At 35.9% G+C, this 19296-nt stretch carries 17 protein-coding genes; 9 read left to right on the forward strand and 8 right to left on the reverse strand.

Annotated elements, in window-relative coordinates; genetic code table 11:
- Positions 1-34: 34 nt before the first annotated feature.
- Together ACOH2D_RS08445 and xerA are read right to left on the reverse strand one after the other, a co-directional pair.
- Positions 35-1222 carry a sensor histidine kinase gene (locus ACOH2D_RS08445; RefSeq protein ID WP_348036169.1) on the reverse strand — a complete coding sequence of 396 codons (1188 nt, stop codon included), beginning with the start codon at positions 1220-1222 and terminating at the stop codon, positions 35-37.
- A gap of 89 nt (positions 1223-1311) precedes the next feature.
- Entirely contained in the window at positions 1312-2223 is a 912-nt protein-coding gene (gene xerA / locus ACOH2D_RS08450; RefSeq protein WP_449534954.1) for a site-specific tyrosine recombinase/integron integrase, read from the reverse strand.
- A 379-nt stretch (positions 2224-2602) separates the two neighbouring features.
- Between xerA and ACOH2D_RS08455 the strand changes: the two genes are divergently transcribed.
- From ACOH2D_RS08455 to ACOH2D_RS08470, 4 genes are all read left to right on the forward strand, one after another.
- On the forward strand, positions 2603-3208 hold the full coding sequence (locus ACOH2D_RS08455) for a porin family protein (protein WP_348036171.1): 606 nt from the start codon (positions 2603-2605) through the stop codon (positions 3206-3208).
- Positions 3209-3379: 171 nt separating this feature from the next.
- Positions 3380-3991: an outer membrane beta-barrel protein gene (locus ACOH2D_RS08460; protein WP_348036172.1), complete on the forward strand. Its 612-nt coding sequence runs from the start codon at positions 3380-3382 to the stop codon at positions 3989-3991.
- A gap of 84 nt (positions 3992-4075) precedes the next feature.
- On the forward strand, positions 4076-4498 hold the full coding sequence (gene aroQ, locus ACOH2D_RS08465; RefSeq protein ID WP_348036173.1) for a type II 3-dehydroquinate dehydratase: 423 nt from the start codon (positions 4076-4078) through the stop codon (positions 4496-4498).
- Positions 4499-4500: 2 nt separating this feature from the next.
- Positions 4501-4989: a porin family protein gene (locus ACOH2D_RS08470; protein WP_449534955.1), complete on the forward strand. Its 489-nt coding sequence runs from the start codon at positions 4501-4503 to the stop codon at positions 4987-4989.
- Between the two features lie 122 nt (positions 4990-5111).
- Here the strand turns inward: ACOH2D_RS08470 and lpdA are convergent, their stop codons facing one another.
- The 5 genes from lpdA to ACOH2D_RS08495 all read right to left on the reverse strand — a co-directional run bounded on the left by lpdA (position 5112) and on the right by ACOH2D_RS08495 (position 10389).
- Positions 5112-6488: a dihydrolipoyl dehydrogenase gene (gene lpdA, locus ACOH2D_RS08475; protein WP_449534956.1), complete on the reverse strand. Its 1377-nt coding sequence runs from the start codon at positions 6486-6488 to the stop codon at positions 5112-5114.
- 280 nt (positions 6489-6768) lie between these two features.
- Entirely contained in the window at positions 6769-7263 is a 495-nt protein-coding gene (locus tag ACOH2D_RS08480) for a DUF1572 family protein (protein ID WP_449534957.1), read from the reverse strand.
- A gap of 120 nt (positions 7264-7383) precedes the next feature.
- Complete coding sequence (locus tag ACOH2D_RS08485; RefSeq protein ID WP_449534958.1) at positions 7384-7713, reverse strand: amidohydrolase family protein; 330 nt, start codon at positions 7711-7713, stop codon at positions 7384-7386.
- Positions 7714-8265: 552 nt separating this feature from the next.
- Entirely contained in the window at positions 8266-9387 is a 1122-nt protein-coding gene (locus ACOH2D_RS08490; RefSeq protein WP_449534959.1) for a GTP cyclohydrolase, read from the reverse strand.
- Between the two features lie 9 nt (positions 9388-9396).
- Positions 9397-10389 (reverse strand): transporter, encoded by a 993-nt coding sequence (locus ACOH2D_RS08495; RefSeq protein ID WP_449534960.1) that lies wholly within the window; start codon positions 10387-10389, stop codon positions 9397-9399.
- 206 nt (positions 10390-10595) lie between these two features.
- Here ACOH2D_RS08495 and ACOH2D_RS08500 point away from each other — a divergent pair, with 206 nt between their 5' ends.
- The 4 genes from ACOH2D_RS08500 to ACOH2D_RS08515 all read left to right on the forward strand — a co-directional run bounded on the left by ACOH2D_RS08500 (position 10596) and on the right by ACOH2D_RS08515 (position 16235).
- Positions 10596-10874 (forward strand): DUF4834 family protein, encoded by a 279-nt coding sequence (locus ACOH2D_RS08500; RefSeq protein WP_348036180.1) that lies wholly within the window; start codon positions 10596-10598, stop codon positions 10872-10874.
- Between the two features lie 30 nt (positions 10875-10904).
- Positions 10905-13361 (forward strand): YfhO family protein, encoded by a 2457-nt coding sequence (locus ACOH2D_RS08505; protein ID WP_449534961.1) that lies wholly within the window; start codon positions 10905-10907, stop codon positions 13359-13361.
- 91 nt (positions 13362-13452) lie between these two features.
- Entirely contained in the window at positions 13453-14742 is a 1290-nt protein-coding gene (locus ACOH2D_RS08510; protein ID WP_449534962.1) for a glycosyltransferase, read from the forward strand.
- A gap of 35 nt (positions 14743-14777) precedes the next feature.
- A complete protein-coding gene (locus ACOH2D_RS08515) occupies positions 14778-16235 on the forward strand; it encodes a lipopolysaccharide biosynthesis protein (protein ID WP_449534963.1) in 1458 nt (485 codons plus the stop codon).
- Positions 16236-16442: 207 nt separating this feature from the next.
- Here ACOH2D_RS08515 and ACOH2D_RS08520 read toward each other — a convergent pair whose 3' ends face one another.
- Positions 16443-17693, reverse strand: a complete 1251-nt coding sequence (locus ACOH2D_RS08520; protein ID WP_348038947.1) for a hypothetical protein — start codon at positions 17691-17693, stop codon at positions 16443-16445.
- A gap of 568 nt (positions 17694-18261) precedes the next feature.
- On the opposite strand from ACOH2D_RS08520, the gene ACOH2D_RS08525 reads away from it, so the two are divergent.
- A complete protein-coding gene (locus ACOH2D_RS08525) occupies positions 18262-19263 on the forward strand; it encodes a sterol desaturase family protein (protein ID WP_449534964.1) in 1002 nt (333 codons plus the stop codon).
- Positions 19264-19296 lie beyond the last annotated feature (33 nt).

Genomic DNA, 19296 nt, shown 5'->3' on the forward strand with positions numbered 1-19296 from the left:
GAGAAGTAAATTTTGAAGAAATCATTAAAAAATATTAGTTTCTACTATTGTAAACATAGGCTGATTTTGAAACGCTCTGGTCTTTTTTCTTCTCCGCAATAGTGATGATAAACTTAGTGCCTTCATCAACAATACTCTCCACGGTTATTTCGCCACCAAGAGCTTCAATTTGGTTTTTGGTGAGATAAAGGCCAATACCTTCAGCATTGCTATTGTTGTGAAAGGTTTTGTAGAGCCCAAAAATATCGTGGCCATATTTTACAAGATCAATCCCTAGTCCATTGTCTTCAAGCGTAATTGTTATGCTTGTTGGGGTGGTAAAGGCATCAATTGTAATGACGGGTTGTCTTTCAGGATGTGAATACTTTAGCGCATTGGAAGCCAAATTTAAAATAATGCTTTCCAGATAGGTTTCATTACTATATAACACGAGTGCATCACTAACCTTATTTTTTATAATAACGTTCTTTTCGACGATATCCAATTCTAATAAATCAATAACCTTGTTGATATAATCGTTAAGCCTTAACGGTTTGATTTCAAGTTTTGCTTGAGATTGTTTAGAAACGACCTCACGAAGATTATCAATAGTTTTGGTCAGAGAATCAGAAACGGTCATTAAAAGATCGACAATTTCATCTTTATAATCCTCATTATTTGCCTCTTTATAAAAGCTCAAAAGACTCTCGAAATTTCCAGCGTGTTCTTTCAGATTATGGGAGACAATATGCGCGAAATTGGCGAGTTTTTTATTCTGATTGCTAATGACACTCAAATCTTGTCTTAAGCGCTCTTCGTCTTCTTTTCTTTGGGTAATGTCAATGGTTGTGCCAATGAAAGTTTTAGGTGCATTATATTCATCAAAAGCTACAATTTTACCAAAATCCAAAACCCATTTATAAGAGCCTTCCTTGTATAAAATACGATGTTCACTTTTATATTCTGGGGTAATATTTTGGATATGATCGTCCACAGCTTTTTGAAGGCTTTCCAAATCTTCGGGATGTATGGCTTCTCTCCAGTGTCTTTTAAGCAAGTCTAATTCTGAATTCTCGTAACCATGAATAATTTTTGAGGCTTCAGAATAATGCATTTTATTATTTACCATATCCCATTCCCATATCCCTATAGACGAATTGTCTAAGGCATATTTGTATTTATAAGTTTTTAAATCCTCTTCACTGGCAAGAGAGATATTCGGTTTGTTTGTAGGTGGGTTCATCCCTTTAGAGAGTGTTGGGTAAAAAATGTGTATAAGGGCGAAATATAAGAAAAAATGCGATAATTGGAAAGTTTAATCGCTGAAACGCATTATTTTCTTGGATGGAATCTTTTCAACACATCTCTTAAATGTGAACGATCCACGTGCATATAAATTTCAGTAGTGGTTATACTTTCGTGTCCCAACATGAGTTGAATGGCTCTCAAATCGGCGCCGTTTTCCAATAAATGGGTGGCAAAGGAATGCCTAAACGTATGTGGGGAAATGGTTTTTTTGAGCTCTATTTTTTCAGCGAGCCTTTTTATGATGGTAAAAATCATGGCTCGTGTGAGCTGTTTTCCTCTGTGATTTAAAAAGAGGGTGTCTTTATCTTCTTTTTGAACGTTTATTTTTGAACGGACTTCATCTTTATAAATGCTAATGTATTTTTGGGTGGACTCATCAATTGGAACAAAGCGTTGTTTATCTCCTTTTCCAGTGACTTTAATAAACCCTTCATCAAAGAAAAGATCGGAAATTTTGAGATTGGTCAATTCGCTAACGCGCAGACCACAACTGTAAAGTGTTTCCAAAATGGTGCGATCGCGCTCTCCAATTCGGACGCCGTTATATTCCTTGGTCAGTTCGATTGCTCCAATGAGTTTGTCTATTTCGGCAAGACTTAAGGTATCTGGAAGTTTTTGACCAATTTTTGGCGATTCAATATGATCTAACGGGTTAATCTTTCTATAATCTTCAAAGACTAAATATCCAAAAAAACTTCGCAACCCTGAGGTGATCCGCGCTTGAGATCTGGCATTAACTTTTTTAGAGGTTTCATATATAAACTGTTGTAACGCGGTGTGCTCAATCTCAATTGGCGAGATGATCATTTCATTTTCTTCTAAAAATTTAATGAGTTTCTTAATATCGAAAGTGTAGTTGGCGATGGAATTTTGAGACAAACCCCGTTCAATCTTCAGATAGAGTTGATAATCATTCAGAGCATCATGCCATTTCATGAATTGTGATTTTAGGTTTTAAAGAAAGTTATAATTTTTTCTTTGCAATCTGCAATATTACCAATTACAAATAAACTGGAAGCAAGTTTATACATTGTAATTATTGTATTTATGATGGAAGTTTAAAAGTCACCTATTTTTTGAGGCAACACAGACTAACCATTTCCGTTAAAAAAAATGCGTTTGAAGTCAATATGGCAGGAGGTAGGCCTAGATATTTGCCCTCATAGATATGGTCTTATAAATTTCAAAACAGTCCATCTAGTAAATGAAACGTTAAAATTCAATAAATGGTGTTAAACTCTGTTAAGAGGAAATCTTGTAAGGCGTTTCTTAACGTATATCAAATTATAACTTATTATAACTTAAAAACTTATTTATGAAAAATTTATTTTTAGCAACATTAGTGACTATTATAAGCGCCACCTCCATTTACGCGCAGTCAGACAACACCACAACGCAATTTGGTGTAAAAGGTGGTGTCAATCTTTCTAATATTACGGGAGACGATGTTGGAGATCTCGATTCCAGAACAAGTTTCCATTTGGGATTATTTTTGGAAATCCCAATCAGTGAGCGTTTCTCTTTTCAACCAGAGGTTTTGTATTCAGGTCAAGGATTTAATTTGAATGATAAGGCCGAATATAAATTGGATTACATTCAAGTTCCTTTAATGGCTAAAGTATATCTTATAAAAGGTCTTTATGCAGAAGCAGGTCCACAATTCGGATTTAAAGTAAAGGAAGAAGTTGACTATGATTCTGGAGCGATGGGCACGGTTGAAGTAGATCCAGATGATTCTGTGATCAAAAATTTTGATACCAACTTGGCGCTAGGAGCAGGGTATAAATTTGACAATGGTTTTTCGCTTTCAGCACGCTATAATCTTGGATTAACCAGTATTATTAAGGATGACGCGTTCCTTATTGGAGATGCAGATGTTAAAAGTGCTGTTTGGCAATTTGGTGTTGGATTTTCATTTTAACGACAACTGAAACGCTATCAGTATTATACAAACCGAAGTTAGACGCTTCGGTTTTTTTATGCGGTGAAAACTCTTGAAACATCAGTAAATACTTCAGTTTTACTTTTTTTAAAAGTAATTATAGGGCTACTTTTGCACCTTCAAATTTACTAATAACTTAAATTAACAAAAATGAAAAAAGTAATGATTATGGCTGCAATTGCAGTTTTTGGATTATCAAATGTCAATGCTCAAGAAGCAGAAACTACTTATGGTTTTGAAGAAGGCGGGATTATTTTAGAAGGTGGTCTTGGATTCAACAGTACAAATAACAAAAACACTGACACAAAAACGAACGGATTCTCAATTAATCCTAAAGTTGGCTATTTTTTAACTGAAGATTTTGCAGTAGGAGTACAAGGATCATACAACTCTGCAACCACTGAAGTTAGAGGAACTGATGTGAGCGATAACAAGTCATTTGGTGCTGGAGTTTTTGCACGTTACTACTTTTTAGATTTAGGTAAGCGTTTTAAGACTTATACAGAACTTGATCTTGGTTATGCATCCAGCAAAAATAAGATCACTGACGTTAAAGCCGATGGCTTTGGTGCAGGCCTTAATTTGGGCATTAACTATTTCGTAACTGAAAATATCGCTATTTCTTTTGGTCTTGCTGATGTATTGTCATATTCATCTGCTAAAGTTGATGGTGGTAAAGCAGTTTCAGGTTTTAACGGAAACATCAACGTGTTCAATAACTTTTTTGACACTGCACAATTTGGTTTGTTGTTTAAATTATAAAATTAAACACCTCACTTTATATACTAAAACCACCAACATGCTTGGTGGTTTTTTTATGCGTTTATATTTTTATACTTTTATATCATGAAAAAACTGATCATCATAAATGGCCCAAACTTGAATTTATTGGGCACCCGAGAGCCCGAAGTTTACGGAAGTCTCTCTTTAACTGGATTTTTAGAAGAAATAAAAGCCAAATATCCTCATGTTGCAATTGATCATTTCCAATCTAATATTGAAGGCGAACTGATTTCAAAAATTCAGGAAGTTGGTTTCAGTTATGATGGCATTATTTTGAATGCTGCCGCTTATACGCATACTTCGGTGGGGATTGGAGATGCGGTAAAGGCGATCACAACGCCGGTAGTGGAAGTACATATTTCGAATACTTTTGCTCGCGAAGATTTTAGACATCATTCCTATATTGCGGCAAATGCAAAAGGTGTGATCGTTGGATTTGGATTGCAGAGTTATGAATTGGCCATCCAAAGCTTTTTGAATGCTTAGATATGACTTGTAAAATTATCATTTTAGCCCTATTCCATATAATATCTTCGTTTGTACTCAGTGCTCAAAATGTTGACACTAGATTTGGAGTGAAAGGTGGCTTGAATAAGACTTTTATTACTGTGGATCAGCAGAATTTGGGTGTTTATGTAACTTCTGAAACTGGATTTTATGGCGGGGTGTTTGTAGAATTCCCAATTGATGATTTTTTGAGTATCCAGCCTGAAGTTTTATATATTTCAGTGGGTGATTTCAATTTTTTGAATGTGCCGATTTATGCGAAATATGAAGTTGCTAATAGATTGCACTTCATGGCAGGGCCAAGTGTGAACTATTTTTTTGATTTTTACACTAACAAACTTAAGATTGGTGCAGACCTTAGTTCCAGCTATGAACTCACACAGGCTTTAGATGTTCACATCAAATTTGCCTTAGGTATTGATGAATTGGCACCAAATGGTTTGTTTTTAGGGTTGGGATTAAAAATTTAAAAGAAATTACAAAATATTCAAAACCCAAATTCCAATAGCATAAAAAAAGCGATTCAAATATTGAATCGCTTTTTTATTATTTTACTTTGAACTTCGAGCTTCGTACTTCTAACTCCCCCAGCTTATAAATGAATCACTTCGCCATAAGCCGCAGCAACTGCTTCCATGACCGCTTCACTCATCGTTGGATGCGGATGTACAGTTTTCAACACTTCATGTCCTGTAGTCTCTAATTTACGTCCTAAAACGGCTTCAGCAATCATATCAGTTACACCTGCACCAATCATGTGGCAGCCTAACCATTCGCCATATTTGGCATCAAAGATCACTTTTACAAAACCATCTGTAGCTCCAGATGCACTGGCTTTACCTGAGGCAGAGAAAGGGAATTTGCCGACTTTAATATCGTAACCTTTTTCTTTGGCTTCTTTTTCGGTCATTCCAACACTTGCAATCTCAGGAGTGGCATAGGTACAACCAGGAATATTCCCATAGTCCAAAGCCTCAACATTTTGTCCTGCAATTTTTTCTACACATAAGATACCTTCTGCGGAAGCGACGTGAGCAAGCGCCTGTCCAGGTACAACATCACCAATAGCATAATAGCCTGGGATATTGGTTTGGTAATAGCTATTGACTAAAATTTTATCTCGGTCAACTGCAATGCCTACTTCTTCCAATCCAATATTTTCAATATTAGATTTGATACCTACAGCTGAAAGAATGATATCTGCTTCAAGAGTCTCTTCTCCTTTGGCAGTTTTTATAGTTGCAACAACACCTGCTCCAGAATCATCTACTTTAGTAACTTCAGAAGAAGTCATGATATTGATACCTAATTTCTTAAACGATTTTTCCAATTGTTTTGAAACCTCTTCATCTTCAACAGGTACCACATTTGGTAAAAATTCAACAATGGTCACATCAGTTCCCATCGATTTATAAAAATAGGCAAACTCAACACCAATAGCGCCAGAACCTACGACAATCATCTTTTTAGGTTGCTCTTTTAAAGTCATCGCTTCTCTGTAGCCAATCACTTTTTTGCCGTCTTGTTTTAAGCTTGGCAGTTCTCTTGATCGTGCGCCAGTTGCAATAATAATATGATCTGCACTATATTCTTTACCATCAACATCAACTTTCTTTCCAGGTTTAAGTTTTCCAAAACCTTCAATGACGTCAATTTTATTTTTCCTTAGCAAAAACTGAACACCTTTGCTCATGCCACCGGCAACATCGCGGCTTCGTTTTACAACTGCTGAAAAATCTCTGTCCGCTTCTTTTACAGAAAGACCATAGTTTTCAGCATGTTTAAGATATTCGAAAACCTCTGCCGATTTCAACAAGGCTTTCGTTGGGATACAGCCCCAATTTAAACAAACCCCACCAAGACTTTCTTTTTCAATAATTGCAGTTTTGAAACCTAATTGTGATGCTCTAATAGCAGTAACGTAGCCACCAGGACCACTTCCAAGAACAATGATATCGTATTTACTCATGAGAATTTTTTAATCGTGATTATAAGCTACGAAGGTACAAAAAGTAAATTTTAAATAGCAAATTAGAAAAATCAAAAAAGTGAATAGTTTTTATGCCGTGAATTGTGAGGAGATGTTGGTTGTGAAGTTGTGGGTTGTGGAGCTGGGAGCCGGCGAGATGATTTAAAGTTTCCTCCTCCACATAAGCTATTGTCGAGGAAATTCAATTTCAACTTCAATTTCAACTTCAACTTCAAGTTCGATTTCAAGTTCGATTTCAATTTTAATACTGAAATTACGGTTAAATATTTTTTCGTTTAGGAATGGATAAAGAAATCCATTGATCGCCTTTAAGCATTTTACCAACATAAGCCATTTGCCCAATATGGTAGGCGTAGTGCGCCAATTGTTTAATTAGGGCGTCGGTTACCGTAAAGGATTCTTTTCGGATATATATGATTTTATTGAGATCCTCCTTTTTTAATGGAGAAATTGCATCAAACACACAGTTCCAACCTTTTTCCCATTGGGCCAAAAGCTCTTCTTTAGTCCTATAGGATGCTTCAAATTCCTGATCGCGTTGGCGCCATTCTTTTTCGCCATCTTCTGTTAAAAAATTCGTCGAGCGGCTCAACATATTGCCCACCAAATGTTTTACAATAATTGAAATACTGTTGGAATCTTCATTGGGCTGATAGTTAATATCCTCAAATGTTAGTTGAGCCATAGTTTTATCTCCAGCAGTTTTATACTGCTGAAACTGCTTTATGATTCCGGATATGTGCTGATTTATCATATAATAAAGTTAGATGAATTATTATAAATAAAAAAATCCCCGTGAGCATGAGGACAGACAGGGATTTTAAAGTTTTAAATAAAGCTATTCAGTTCGAATCGATAGCATGATTGCAAAAGTCTAATCGTTTTCTGCCACCATTTCACCATCAATAAAAACCATTTTCACTTTTGTTAAATATTCAAAAGGATCTCCATCAAAAAGAACTAAATCAGCATCTTTACCTTTTTCGATACTTCCAACGCGGGCATCAATTCCTAATAATTTAGCGGGATTTAAAGTAATCGTTTTTAGAGCCTCATCAAAAGAAAGTCCATGTACCACAGCTTGACCTGCCTCAAATAAAACAATTCTTGTTTTTGGTACGTAAGCTTCATATCCACCTTCAATACTTACAGGAATACCTGCCGCAGTCAATATGGCGGCGCTTTCTCTGGTCATATTTGCCATATCTCCACCATTTCGTGCCATCGTCGCATGTAATATGATTTCCGCTTTCGCTTCTTTTAGTTGTGGTATTAAACGATACGCTTCCGATTTAGGGCTGAAGAATTAGCTTGGGTTAGTTTCAGAAAAATTAAAATAGTTTTTTCCCATGGAATTCTTTGATTTAGTTACACAAATAAAAATATTAAGAGAATAATTTGAAGGGTAAATTACAACTAATATTGTGAATTATAATAATAATATTTTCACAAATATTTTAAGTTATCTTGGAGGTTTTCAGAGTTAAACTATCAAAAAACCATTTAATGTGCTTTTAAACTGTATTTAATAAAATAAACTTAATCGCCAAAATATCTTATTAGATCTCAATTTACTGTAAAAAGAAAAACCTCGAGCGTCAAATGACCTTCGAGGTTTTTAAAAATCAAATTATGGGAGATGGTTTTTAAATCTGAAGAAGTCCATCAAGCTTTTCTCTGTAAAGCTCAATGTGTTCTCAGCGAATTTCTGTGATACATCTTTTGGTATTTGGAATTTTAAGTTTTGTAATTTCAATTAGGAGATATCCTTCTTCACTGTTTTTCGTCTCTTAAAAACTTCAGGTTTAAAATGTTTCCAAATTTGATGAATGGCTAGATTGTCTTCCAACTCTGGAGTCCTAGCACAGTTTTGGATCCCTTTCTTGGTAAATTCATCATAATATTCATTGAAAATTATTGCAGTCACTCCTTTGTTCTGATATTCGGGAAGCACCCCAATCAAATAAAACAGAACGTCTTTACTGTGTTTCTTGGCATGTAAGATATGTCTGAAGCCAAATGGAAATAATTTGCCATTTGTTTTCTGTAAAGCTCTCGCAAATGAAGGCATGACAATTGCAAAGGCTATCAAATTATCATCTTTATCAACTACAAACTTGATGTATTCTGGATTTACGAAACTGATGAATTTCTTTTTAAAATATTCCTTTTGGATATCTGTAATTGCAACAAAAGAAGATAAAGCAGCGTAGGATTTATTAAAAAGATCAAACATTTTATCAACATGCGGCATGACTTCTTCAGTTTTGGTAAACTTTAAGGGTCTTAGTTGATAGCGTTTTTTGATCAGTTCTTGTGCTTTAAGAAAGAATTCTGGCTTAACATTAGAGAATGGAAAACGACTTTCAGAATATAGTTTTTCGTCTGTATAGCCTAATTCCCTAAAGTGATCGACATAATACGGATAATTGTACCAAGTAATCATGCTCCCGACAAATTCATAGCCTTCAGTCAATAGCCCCACTTTATCCAAATTTGAAAACCCTACAGGACCTTCGACATAATCCAGGTCATTTGCTTTACCGATTTCATGAACTTTCGACAATAAGGCTTTGGTGACTTCCACATCATCAATCACATCAAACCAACCAAAACGCATCTTCTTTTGTTTTTGCTGATTGACCTCTAGCCAATTGATAATTGCGGCGACTCTGCCAACGACCTCATTGTTTTTATAGGCCAAAAAGAATGTAGCCTCAGCGTCATTAAATATTGGATTTTTCTTTTTATTGAACGTATCCAATTCTTGTTTGATTATGGGCGGCACCCATTTGTCACAATCTTTATAAAGCTGAAAAGGAAATTTAACAAAGGTCTTTAAGTCCTTAGGGGAATGCACTTCTTTAATTGTAATCATAAAGTAGTCTTATAATTTGCTCTTTTTTTTTGATTTTTTATTTTTCTCAAAATCAATTTCTTTTTGTTTCTGAATTTTTCGCTCTTGAAGTCTTAACTCGTCATCAGCGGGACTACCGTTGTCAATAACTTTGTCCTTATGAAAATCCAAGCGGTAGGACATTCCGAAATTAACTCCAAAAACAGAAGGGGTATCCTTAGTATTAAATGTTAGAGCAGTGTCCAGTTGAAAATTTTTGTTCCATAGATAAGCGCCACCAAAGCGGAATAGGTTATCTGCATAAAAATCACTTTGGATACCTTGGGTTTCTCCAAAAACAACCCAATGTTCATTTAAAGAATGGGTTAAGGTAAATATGTATTGGAAATCTGAATAATCAGTACCTATGCGATCTTTGATCAAATTAATGACAAATACCCAACCGCCTGCAAAATTGTTTTGAGATATCACGGCTATTTTTGGACTGAAACCTTCAATTCCTGGACCAGTGTAAGGATTGTTTTTAGTGTCAAAATTAGCACCTGCATAAACCGCTACTGCAGGAATCAAGGATTTCCATTTGAATTGTCGGTTAGCTTTCCAGCTGTATAAATTTGGTTTTTCTTCTTTTGCATTCCGGTAAGGATCATAAATCATATACTTTGCACCCACAGTAAGGTTTTTAAAGTTAGCCCGTTTATTTTCTAGAGGAATAGAGGAGGCATTTGAAGTATAGGTATCATTTTGGTAAGTACCTTGTACGTTGATTTCAAGATCTTCAAAAAGCAGACCGTAACGTGCACCGAAATCAACCCCAAAGCCAGAAACGTCATATTTTAAAGGCGTGTGTTTTTCCTTCACAAAATAGGGTCCCGCTTCAAATTGAATAACATTGGTTCCCACCGAAAAAGCACTTTGGGATACCCCTGGTCTATTGGAATTAATGACCTCCGTATATTGACTAAAAGCGAATTGGCTGGCACTGAAAATTAAAAAGACTATGTAAAATTTGATAGGTTTCATTTTCGTAATTATTTGGTTCAAAACTACATATTTTTTTTGGTTTTGAATTGATTTTAATCATTTGAAAGCAGGAGCTTAAAATAGACGAATCAGTCCATCGTAACTGTTCAACCGCCCTAAACATGGATATTTTATGTATTATTTAAGTAATTATAACCGTTTTTCAAGACCAAGAATTGTATTTTTGGAAAAAATTTAATTTCATCATGCAAATGGCATCCTTTACTGGTTTTTTAAGAACCATTTTGATTATTTTATTGGTATGGTATGGGGCAAAAATTCTTACACGGATTTTTGCACCTTATTTTCTGCGTTATGTGTCAAAAAAGGTAGAAGAACGTTTTGGAGGACAGTTTCAACAGCAGCAACAACCAGACAGAAACCGTCCTAAAGAAGGTGAGACCGTTATAGACAAAATGCCACAACAGCACCAATCTTCCAATAAAAAAGTAGGCGAGTACGTCGATTACGAAGAAATTGATTAATTTGCCACAATTAAACAACCTCAATTCTTCATGGCATTGTCATTCAAAAAGTTCCTCCCACATCTTTTAATAGTAGTTGGTTTTATTGCACTCTCATTGGCTTATTTCAATCCTGTGTTGAGTGGAAAGCAGATTTTCCAAAGTGATATCATGCATTATATCGGGATGTCCAAACAGCAAACCGATTTTAGAGCAGCAACTGGCGAGGAAACCTATTGGACCAACAGTGCGTTCGGTGGTATGCCTACCTATCAGTTAGGAGCGAAATATCCTCACAACTATATCAAGAAATTAGATACTGCACTGCGTTTTCTGCCAAGACCGGCAGATTATCTTTTTCTTTATTTTATGGGATTTTATATCCTATTGTTAACGCTCAAAGTCGATTTTAAACTGGCGGCACTTGGTGCTTTAGCCTTTGGTTTTTCTACCTATCTTATTATTATTTTGGGGGTCGGTCATAATAGTAAAGCGCACGCTATTGCTTATATGCCTTTAGTCTTGAGCGGGATTCTGCTCGTCTTTCAAAAGAAATATATCTTCGGGTTTTTGCTAACCACAGTTGCCATGGCGCTTGAGTTAAGTGCTAACCACTATCAAATGACTTATTATTTGTTTTTGTTAGTGTTGATTTTAGGGGCGGTTTACCTTTTCGACGCTTATAAAAAGAAGCTCTTACCACATTTTTTTAAATCGGTAGGGATTATGTTTTTTGCGGTTCTCCTAGCTATCGGATTGAATGCAACTAACATTATGGCTACCCAAGAGTATGTCAAAGAAAGTACTCGTGGCAAGAGTGAATTGACCATTAATTCTGATGGGTCTCCAAAGGATGTCACTTCTGGTTTAGATAAAGATTATATTACAGAATATAGTTACGGATTTTTGGAGACCTTCAATCTTTTTATTCCCCGACTTCTAGGTGGTGGGAATGGCGAAGATGTAGGTAAGGACTCAGAAATGTATAAATTTTATACTTCAGTTGGTGCAAGTCCTGTGGAGGCCTTACGTGAAGTTAAACACATCCCAACCTATTGGGGGAAACAGCCTATTGTTGAAGCTCCAGCCTATGTTGGTGCCGCAGTGTTGTTTCTTTTTGTCTTTGGACTTTTTATGGTGAAAGGCCGATTGAAATGGTGGCTAGTAGGTGGCACGATCATGTCCTTACTATTATCCTACGGAAAGAATCTAGGGTTTTTAACTGATTTCTTTATCGATTACGTGCCGATGTATAACAAGTTTAGGGCGGTAACTTCCATTCAGGTAATTTTGGAGCTTTGTATTCCTATACTTGCGATTTTCGGGTTAGTGCGCTTGTTCAATGATTTCGAAAAAGGGGAAGAGAAACTGAGAGCCTTAAAAATTGCTACTGCAATTACCGGAGGTGTTGCCATCTTCTTTTTGCTATTTAAAGGGTCCTTTGATTTTGTTGGTATGCGAGATGGCCAATATAAGCAAGGATGGGGCGAATATGGTCAAAGTTTTATAGACGCTTTAAGAGCAGATCGAAAATCAATGTTTACCTCTGATACACTTCGTACACTCATACTCGTGCTACTTTCTGCAAGCGGAATCTGGCTGTTTTTAAAGAAAAAACTGTCTCAAAATGCGCTCATTATTGTATTTGCGGTTTTGATTCTTTTTGATTTGGTGAGTGTTGATCTTCGATATGTGAATCCAAATGATAAGGATAAGTTTGTATCAAAACTACAAATTAATAATCCATTTCCTAAGTCAGATGCGGATGTTGAGATTTTAAAGGATGTTTCACATTATAGGGTTTTAGATCTAACCGTTAATCCGATTAATAGCGCACAGGCTTCCTTTTTTCATAATTCTATTGGTGGTTATCATGCAGCAAAACCAAGACGTATTCAAGAATTGTTTAGCTATCAATTAGAGAGAAATAATTTTGAAGTTATAAATATGTTGAATGCGAAATATTTCATACAATTAAATAAAGACAACAACCCAGTTTCAATCAAAAACGCTGATGCCAACGGCAACGCGTGGTTTGTTTCCGAAATTGAAAAGGTCAACTCCGCCAATGAAGAAATGACAGCTTTAGATAGTTTGGACACCAAGATAAAAGCGGTTACAACACAAGATTTGGCTACTACGATTTTTAAAACGGACTCGACTGCAACGATTACTATTTCAGAATATCAACCCAATTACTTAAAGTATAGCTCTAACAATAGTAATGATGGATTTGCTGTCTTTTCAGAAATTTATTACGCTGATGGATGGAATGCCTATATTGATGGAAAGTTACAACCACATTACCGTGTGGATTATGTACTGAGAGGTATGCCAATTCCAAAAGGACAACATACGATTGAGTTTAAATTTGAGCCGCAGGTTATCGAAACAGGAAGTACGATTGCATTGGCGAGTTCTATTCTGTTTGGTTTATTAGTTATTGGAGGCGTCATATTTCTGCGAAGGCAGGAATCTCGTAAATCAAACGATGAAATTATCGATTAATTGGAATCTGAATATAAACCACATCTGACTTAGATTAATAAGATTAGTTTCTCTGATTCTAAAGGATTTCCACTTTCGTGGGAATAATATTATGCAAAAAAAAGTACTCATCATCACGTATTACTGGCCACCTGCGGGAGGTCCTGGAGTGCAGCGTTGGTTGAAATTCGTGAAATATCTTCCAAATTATGGGATTCATCCCGTCGTTTATGTTCCTGAAAACCCGAGTTATCCAATGCTTGATGACACCTTGATGACTGAGGTTCCTAAGGATGTTACCATTTTGAAGCAACCTATCAAGGAACCTTATAGATTCGCTGAGTTTTTATCTAAAAAATCATCTAAAACCATTAGTTCTGGGGTTATTCCGAAGGAACAGAAACAAAGTCTCATTCAGCAACTGATGCTCTATGTCAGAGGAAATTATTTTATTCCAGATGCTCGAAAGGCTTGGGTAAAACCTTCGGTCCGTTATTTGTCGGAGTATATTCAAAAGGAAAATATAAAAATTGTCATTACTACAGGACCGCCGCACAGCCTGCATTTGATTGGTTTACATTTAAAAGCGCAATTAGGGATTAAATGGATTGCTGACTTTAGAGATCCATGGACGACTATTGGCTATCACAAAAAACTGAAATTGAGTGCCAATGCAGCCAAAAAGCATGAGGATTTGGAAGTCAAAGTGCTTACAACTGCAGATCATATTATTGTAACGAGTGAAAATACAAAAAAAGAATTTGCCACAAAATCGAAGCAATCCATTAGCATAATTACCAATGGCTACGACTATCAGCAACTTCCAAAAACAATCAAAGATCAAAAGTTTTCTGTGGCACATATTGGATCCTTATTGTCTGAACGTAATCCAAAGCTATTATGGAAAGTGTTGGGCGAACTTATCCAAGAAAATGAAGATTTTAGTCAGGAGTTCGTCTTAAGATTGATTGGTGTGGTTAGTGATGATGTGCTCAATGAAATCAATAAGTTTATTCCGGCAAAAAATATAGATATCGTCGGTTATGTCAGTCATAAAGAGGCCTTGATGTATCAGCGACAGTCACAAGTATTATTGATGATTGAAATCGATTCTGAGGAAACCAAAGCCATTATTCCTGGAAAACTATTTGAGTATATGGTTGCAGAAATGCCTATTATATCATTGGGTCCAAAAGGTTCAGATGTTGAAAATATTATAAAATCGACCAACACAGGCCGCTATTTTTATTACGATGCTGAAGCAGAATTAAAGGAACATTTACGGTCTTGTTTCTCGAATTTTAAGAATGCGACATTGTTTTCATATCCTATTGGATTGCAACAGTACAGCAGAAAGTCGCTGACCAAAAAATTGGCAGATCTGATCACAAACTTGTCTTAATCCTCAAAATTCTTATCTTCGGGTTTTAAACCTCTATGGGAATAATCATTAGCCAATCTTTTAAGAACACGATTACCACATACTTAGGCTTTGCCATAGGTGCTTTGAATACCTTGTATTTGTATGTGTTCTTTATTTCGGATGTGCATTATGGTTTAATTTCCTTTATGTTGTCAACCGCCAATATTATGATGCCTTTATTGGCATTTGGAGTTCACAACACCATCATTAAGTTTTATACCACATTCAAAACCAAAAATTCGCTCAATAGTTTTTTGACCTTGATGCTTTTTTTGCCATTGGCGCTCATCATTCCGACAGGGTTAATTGGGATTTTTGCTTATGATGCCATTGCTGGCGCCTTGTCACAAAAAAATGCTATTATTGGAGATTATGTCTGGTACATTTATTTTGCGGCCATTGCTATGGCCTATTTTGAAGTCTTTTTTGCGTGGTCAAAAACCCAAATGCAGACGGTTTTTGGGAACTTCATGAAGGAAGTATTTCCGCGGATTGGCGTAACGGTATTGCTCTTTTGTGTTTATTTCGAATGGTTTTCAGTGGAAACCTATATTGCTGGCGTGGTTGGCATCTACGGATTACGGATGTTAATTATGATGTTTTATGCATTTACGATCCGTTTGCCTGTCTTTAAATTTAATAAGGTGGACCGATTGAGTTCTATTCTAAAATATTCTTTTTTGATTATTATCGCTGGATCTATTGCCACGGTTATTTTAGACATTGATAGCTTTATGTTAGGACTTTACATTCCTATCGAAAAGGTCGCCTATTATGGGGTGGCGATCTACATTGCAACAGTTATCGTAGTGCCATCAAGAGCAATGCAGCAGATTCTACAACCATTGACGGCAAAATACTTGAATGAGAATAATAAAGGGGCTCTTGAGGATTTATACGTCAGAAGTTCGCAAACCTTATTCATTATTGGAGGCCTTATTTTCCTGTTGATTGTATTGAATATCAATTCACTTTATGAAACGATTCCGCCACAATTCAGCGGCGGACTTTATGTTGTTTTTTTGGTGAGTATGGCTAAACTTTATGATTGTTTGATGGGATGTAACAATGTCATCTTATTTAATAGCGATTATTATAGGATAGTGTTATTATTTGGTGTGATTTTGACTATTTTGACCATCGGATTGAATATGATTTTTATTCCGATGTATGGCATCAATGGTTCGGCATTTGCGACATTTTTGGCCGTTACTTTCTATAATTCCATTAAAATCTACTTCGTAAAGCGCAAGTTTAATATGATGCCTTTTACCATGGATACGGGAAAGGCCAGTCTATTAATCATTGTGTTGATCGGTGCTTTCTACTTTTGGGAGTTTCCATTTCATCCGTTGGTAAATATTGCGTTAAAATCAATATTGGTTACCTTAGTGTACGTAGGGTTCGTTTTTAACATGAATGTTTCAGAAGATATTAGCGCGATGTTGCGAAAGTATTTGCGGCTGAAGTAGTTTTTCAGTCGGCAGTTTTCAGTCTCATTCCTCAGTCTTCAGTCTCAGTTTCAGTCTTCAGCTGGCAGTTTAAGTCCTCATTTTTGGTTCGTTATTAAAAGAGGACTCCGTGCGACTCTGTGTTACAGTCCTTTTTGAAAAAGGAAAATCCCGCAAGGTGCTTTGAGGCATACTACTTGCAGGACTTAACCAACCAAACTTTATAACTTATAAACTCCCTCTACTTTGTCTGGATGTTGATCTTGACGATGAACCCTGACTATTCGTTTGAGGGCTTGTGCTATTACTATTTTGAGCTGCGCTGGTTTTACTACTAGCGCTTCGCTCGACATTAGATGTGCGAGATTGTACAGTATTTGGTTTTCTTTGATCTGAATTTTTATTAACATTGGCAGATCTTGATGGCGCCGATCTTACAGTCTGTTCTCGTGCACTTGTTTGATTTGAAGCCGTTTCGTAAGTTCTACTTGTTCTCATATTTCGACCTGAATTAACTGCTTCAGTACTTCTAGAACTGTTTAAATTTGAACTTCGGGCATTGTTTCTGTTCGGTTGTTCTCTGTTTTGCATTGCATTTTGATTTGCATCTCTCCCAGAAGCTTCTCTATTAACAGTCCGCGAACTCCCATGGTTAACGATTGAACTTTCAATATTTCTTCTATTGCCATTAACCTCACGTGACGCTGAACCTGACCCTCTCGAAGTTGCAGCATTACTGCGTCGTGGTGTAGATTCCTGACGGTAACGATCACTTGCACTATTGTTCGTTGCTACCGTATTTCTTCTTCCAGAATTAACAGATTTTTGAGGACGTGGTGAATATCTCACTGGTTCTCTGTAATTATTGACATACGGTCTGTAGTAGTGATATCTTACAGGTTTGTAATATTGTCTATAAGGTTTTGCGTATACTACGCGATATTCATAGACCGGAATCGTGTAATAACGATGCCATGGTCGGTAAATATAAGCTCTGTTATATACGTTGATATAGCCTGAATAATGTGTGAATCGGTGATGATTGTCATAATAAACATATAAACCGCCTACACGATTGACGCGTCCATAATTGTTATAATTAATATTGACGTTTCCTGCTTGTGTAATTCGTCCATAATAATCATAATAGATGGGTGTGTTTTCAATTTGTATTATGGCACCATAATCATCATACTGTACATACGGACTGTAGTCATAGCCTGTGTTGAAGCTGAAGGAGACATTAGGTGTGTTGATGGATACGCCTGCTCTAGGACCAAAATCTGGCACATAAAAATCGAATTGGCCATCAGGGAATACAGAAAACTCAATACCACCCTCTGTGAAAATAAATGAATTACCATAGCCATTATTAGGGCCGTTTTGGAATGAATTGTCTCTAATGACGTCGGTGGTTTTTGCATTTACCGCTGTCCCAATGAGGAGCACTGCAGTAAAAAATAGGGCTAATTTTTTCATGAGTTTTTATTTTTTGTTCAACATGTTTGACAGGATACAAACAATGTGCCAAAAAGTTAGGGTAGAGGGTTTTGCCATGATTATGAATAGGTTAATTATTTATTGCTTTTGAAAATCAATAAAATTTCTTCCGGAACAAATGCTTTTATGAAGGAAGATAATTTCGAGTCTTAAATTGCATTCGACAAAACTTCAATTTAGATCTTGTAATGAAATTTATAAGGAGTAATGAAAAGTATATGATTTGACCATTTAAATCTCATAAAAATACGGAGTTCAATGAATGTATTTGTTGAATTTTTACTTAAAATTAAGTAAAGCAAAAAAGTTAAATCTGTTGCTTAGTAGATTATATAAATTTTAAAACTTTATAAGAATCAAATTTAAATTATATTATTTGTATAAAATAACTCTGATTGTCGTAATAAATAATTGACTGTTAGCATTATAAAGATGAAGCAGCGGCTTTAAAATTAATTGTAGATATTTTCTGATGCCGAATGTTTATTACATATCTTTTCCGGCTCAACGCGAAGTCTAAATATTTAGACTTTTTTAATATCATTCTATGGATTTTACCAATCCCCTTGTATATGGGGTTCCTTGCTTTTTAGGCTTAATATTATTAGAACTTACTTATAGTAAAACACATGATCATAAAGACCTTTACAACTGGCGAGATCTATTTTCGAGTATTGGGATGGGTGTTGGGTCAACGCTTATAGCACCGCTGGTTAAAACCGTAACCATTATTCTCCTTTTTAGTTTTGTTTATGATCTGTTTAATCCTTTAGTAGACGGGGTGCGAATGAATATCATGGGTTATGAATCTTTTGGATATGCCTGGTATATTTGGATACTTTGTATGTTGTGTGATGATTTTGCCTATTATTGGTTTCATCGTCAAAACCATATGGTTCGATTTTTTTGGGCCGCACATATTGTGCATCATTCTTCCGATAATTTTAATTTGGGTACAGCGGTCAGAAATGGGTGGTTTACTATTTTTTACAAACCCTTGTTTTATGTTTGGATTGTAGCGATCGGTTTTCCACCAGAAATGCTTGTGGTATGTTTAGGGATCGAGGCGCTTTGGCAATTTCAGTTGCATACGGTATTTATTCCGAAATTGGGTTTTATAGATAAAATTTTGAACACCCATACCATGCATCAGGTGCATCATGCTTGTAATCTGGAGTATATGGATAAAAATCATGGCGGAATTCTAAATGTGTTTGATAAAATTTTTGGAACCTGGCAACCACTTGACGAATCTATTGAAATTTCTTATGGTGTCACAAGTCCGCCGGAATCTTTTAATCTGTGGGTCATTTTGACTCATGAATATGCTGATATTTGGCGTGATGTCAAGAAGTCAAAAAATCTAAAGCACAAGTTTATGTATGTTTTTGGACCTCCTGGATGGAGTCATGACGGCAGTTCAAAAACAGTAAAACAGATGCGAAAGGAAATAGCCTTAGAAGAACTTAATGCATCAAAACAAAACATCCCAAAGCCTTTGGGGAAAGAACTTCGGGATGATGTCTATACTTCAGGAATCAAAGTATAGGTTCAATTCATAAAGAAAAATCAAGTTGGTAGC

This window comes from Gelidibacter sp., assembly GCF_053579655.1.

Excerpts from the sequence above, each read along its gene's own strand:
- ACOH2D_RS08445 (WP_348036169.1), bottom strand. The coding sequence starts at position 1,222 with ATGAACCCACCTACAAACAAACCGAATATCTCTCTTGCCAGTGAAGAG.
- xerA (WP_449534954.1), bottom strand. The coding sequence starts at position 2,223 with ATGAAATGGCATGATGCTCTGAATGATTATCAACTCTATCTGAAGATT.
- ACOH2D_RS08455 (WP_348036171.1), top strand. The coding sequence starts at position 2,603 with ATGAAAAATTTATTTTTAGCAACATTAGTGACTATTATAAGCGCCACC.
- ACOH2D_RS08460 (WP_348036172.1), top strand. The coding sequence starts at position 3,380 with ATGAAAAAAGTAATGATTATGGCTGCAATTGCAGTTTTTGGATTATCA.
- aroQ (WP_348036173.1), top strand. The coding sequence starts at position 4,076 with ATGAAAAAACTGATCATCATAAATGGCCCAAACTTGAATTTATTGGGC.
- ACOH2D_RS08470 (WP_449534955.1), top strand. The coding sequence starts at position 4,501 with ATGACTTGTAAAATTATCATTTTAGCCCTATTCCATATAATATCTTCG.
- lpdA (WP_449534956.1), bottom strand. The coding sequence starts at position 6,488 with ATGAGTAAATACGATATCATTGTTCTTGGAAGTGGTCCTGGTGGCTAC.
- ACOH2D_RS08480 (WP_449534957.1), bottom strand. The coding sequence starts at position 7,263 with ATGATAAATCAGCACATATCCGGAATCATAAAGCAGTTTCAGCAGTAT.
- ACOH2D_RS08485 (WP_449534958.1), bottom strand. The coding sequence starts at position 7,713 with ATGGCAAATATGACCAGAGAAAGCGCCGCCATATTGACTGCGGCAGGT.
- ACOH2D_RS08490 (WP_449534959.1), bottom strand. The coding sequence starts at position 9,387 with ATGATTACAATTAAAGAAGTGCATTCCCCTAAGGACTTAAAGACCTTT.
- ACOH2D_RS08495 (WP_449534960.1), bottom strand. The coding sequence starts at position 10,389 with ATGAAACCTATCAAATTTTACATAGTCTTTTTAATTTTCAGTGCCAGC.
- ACOH2D_RS08500 (WP_348036180.1), top strand. The coding sequence starts at position 10,596 with ATGCAAATGGCATCCTTTACTGGTTTTTTAAGAACCATTTTGATTATT.
- ACOH2D_RS08505 (WP_449534961.1), top strand. The coding sequence starts at position 10,905 with ATGGCATTGTCATTCAAAAAGTTCCTCCCACATCTTTTAATAGTAGTT.
- ACOH2D_RS08510 (WP_449534962.1), top strand. The coding sequence starts at position 13,453 with ATGCAAAAAAAAGTACTCATCATCACGTATTACTGGCCACCTGCGGGA.
- ACOH2D_RS08515 (WP_449534963.1), top strand. The coding sequence starts at position 14,778 with ATGGGAATAATCATTAGCCAATCTTTTAAGAACACGATTACCACATAC.
- ACOH2D_RS08520 (WP_348038947.1), bottom strand. The coding sequence starts at position 17,693 with ATGAAAAAATTAGCCCTATTTTTTACTGCAGTGCTCCTCATTGGGACA.
- ACOH2D_RS08525 (WP_449534964.1), top strand. The coding sequence starts at position 18,262 with ATGGATTTTACCAATCCCCTTGTATATGGGGTTCCTTGCTTTTTAGGC.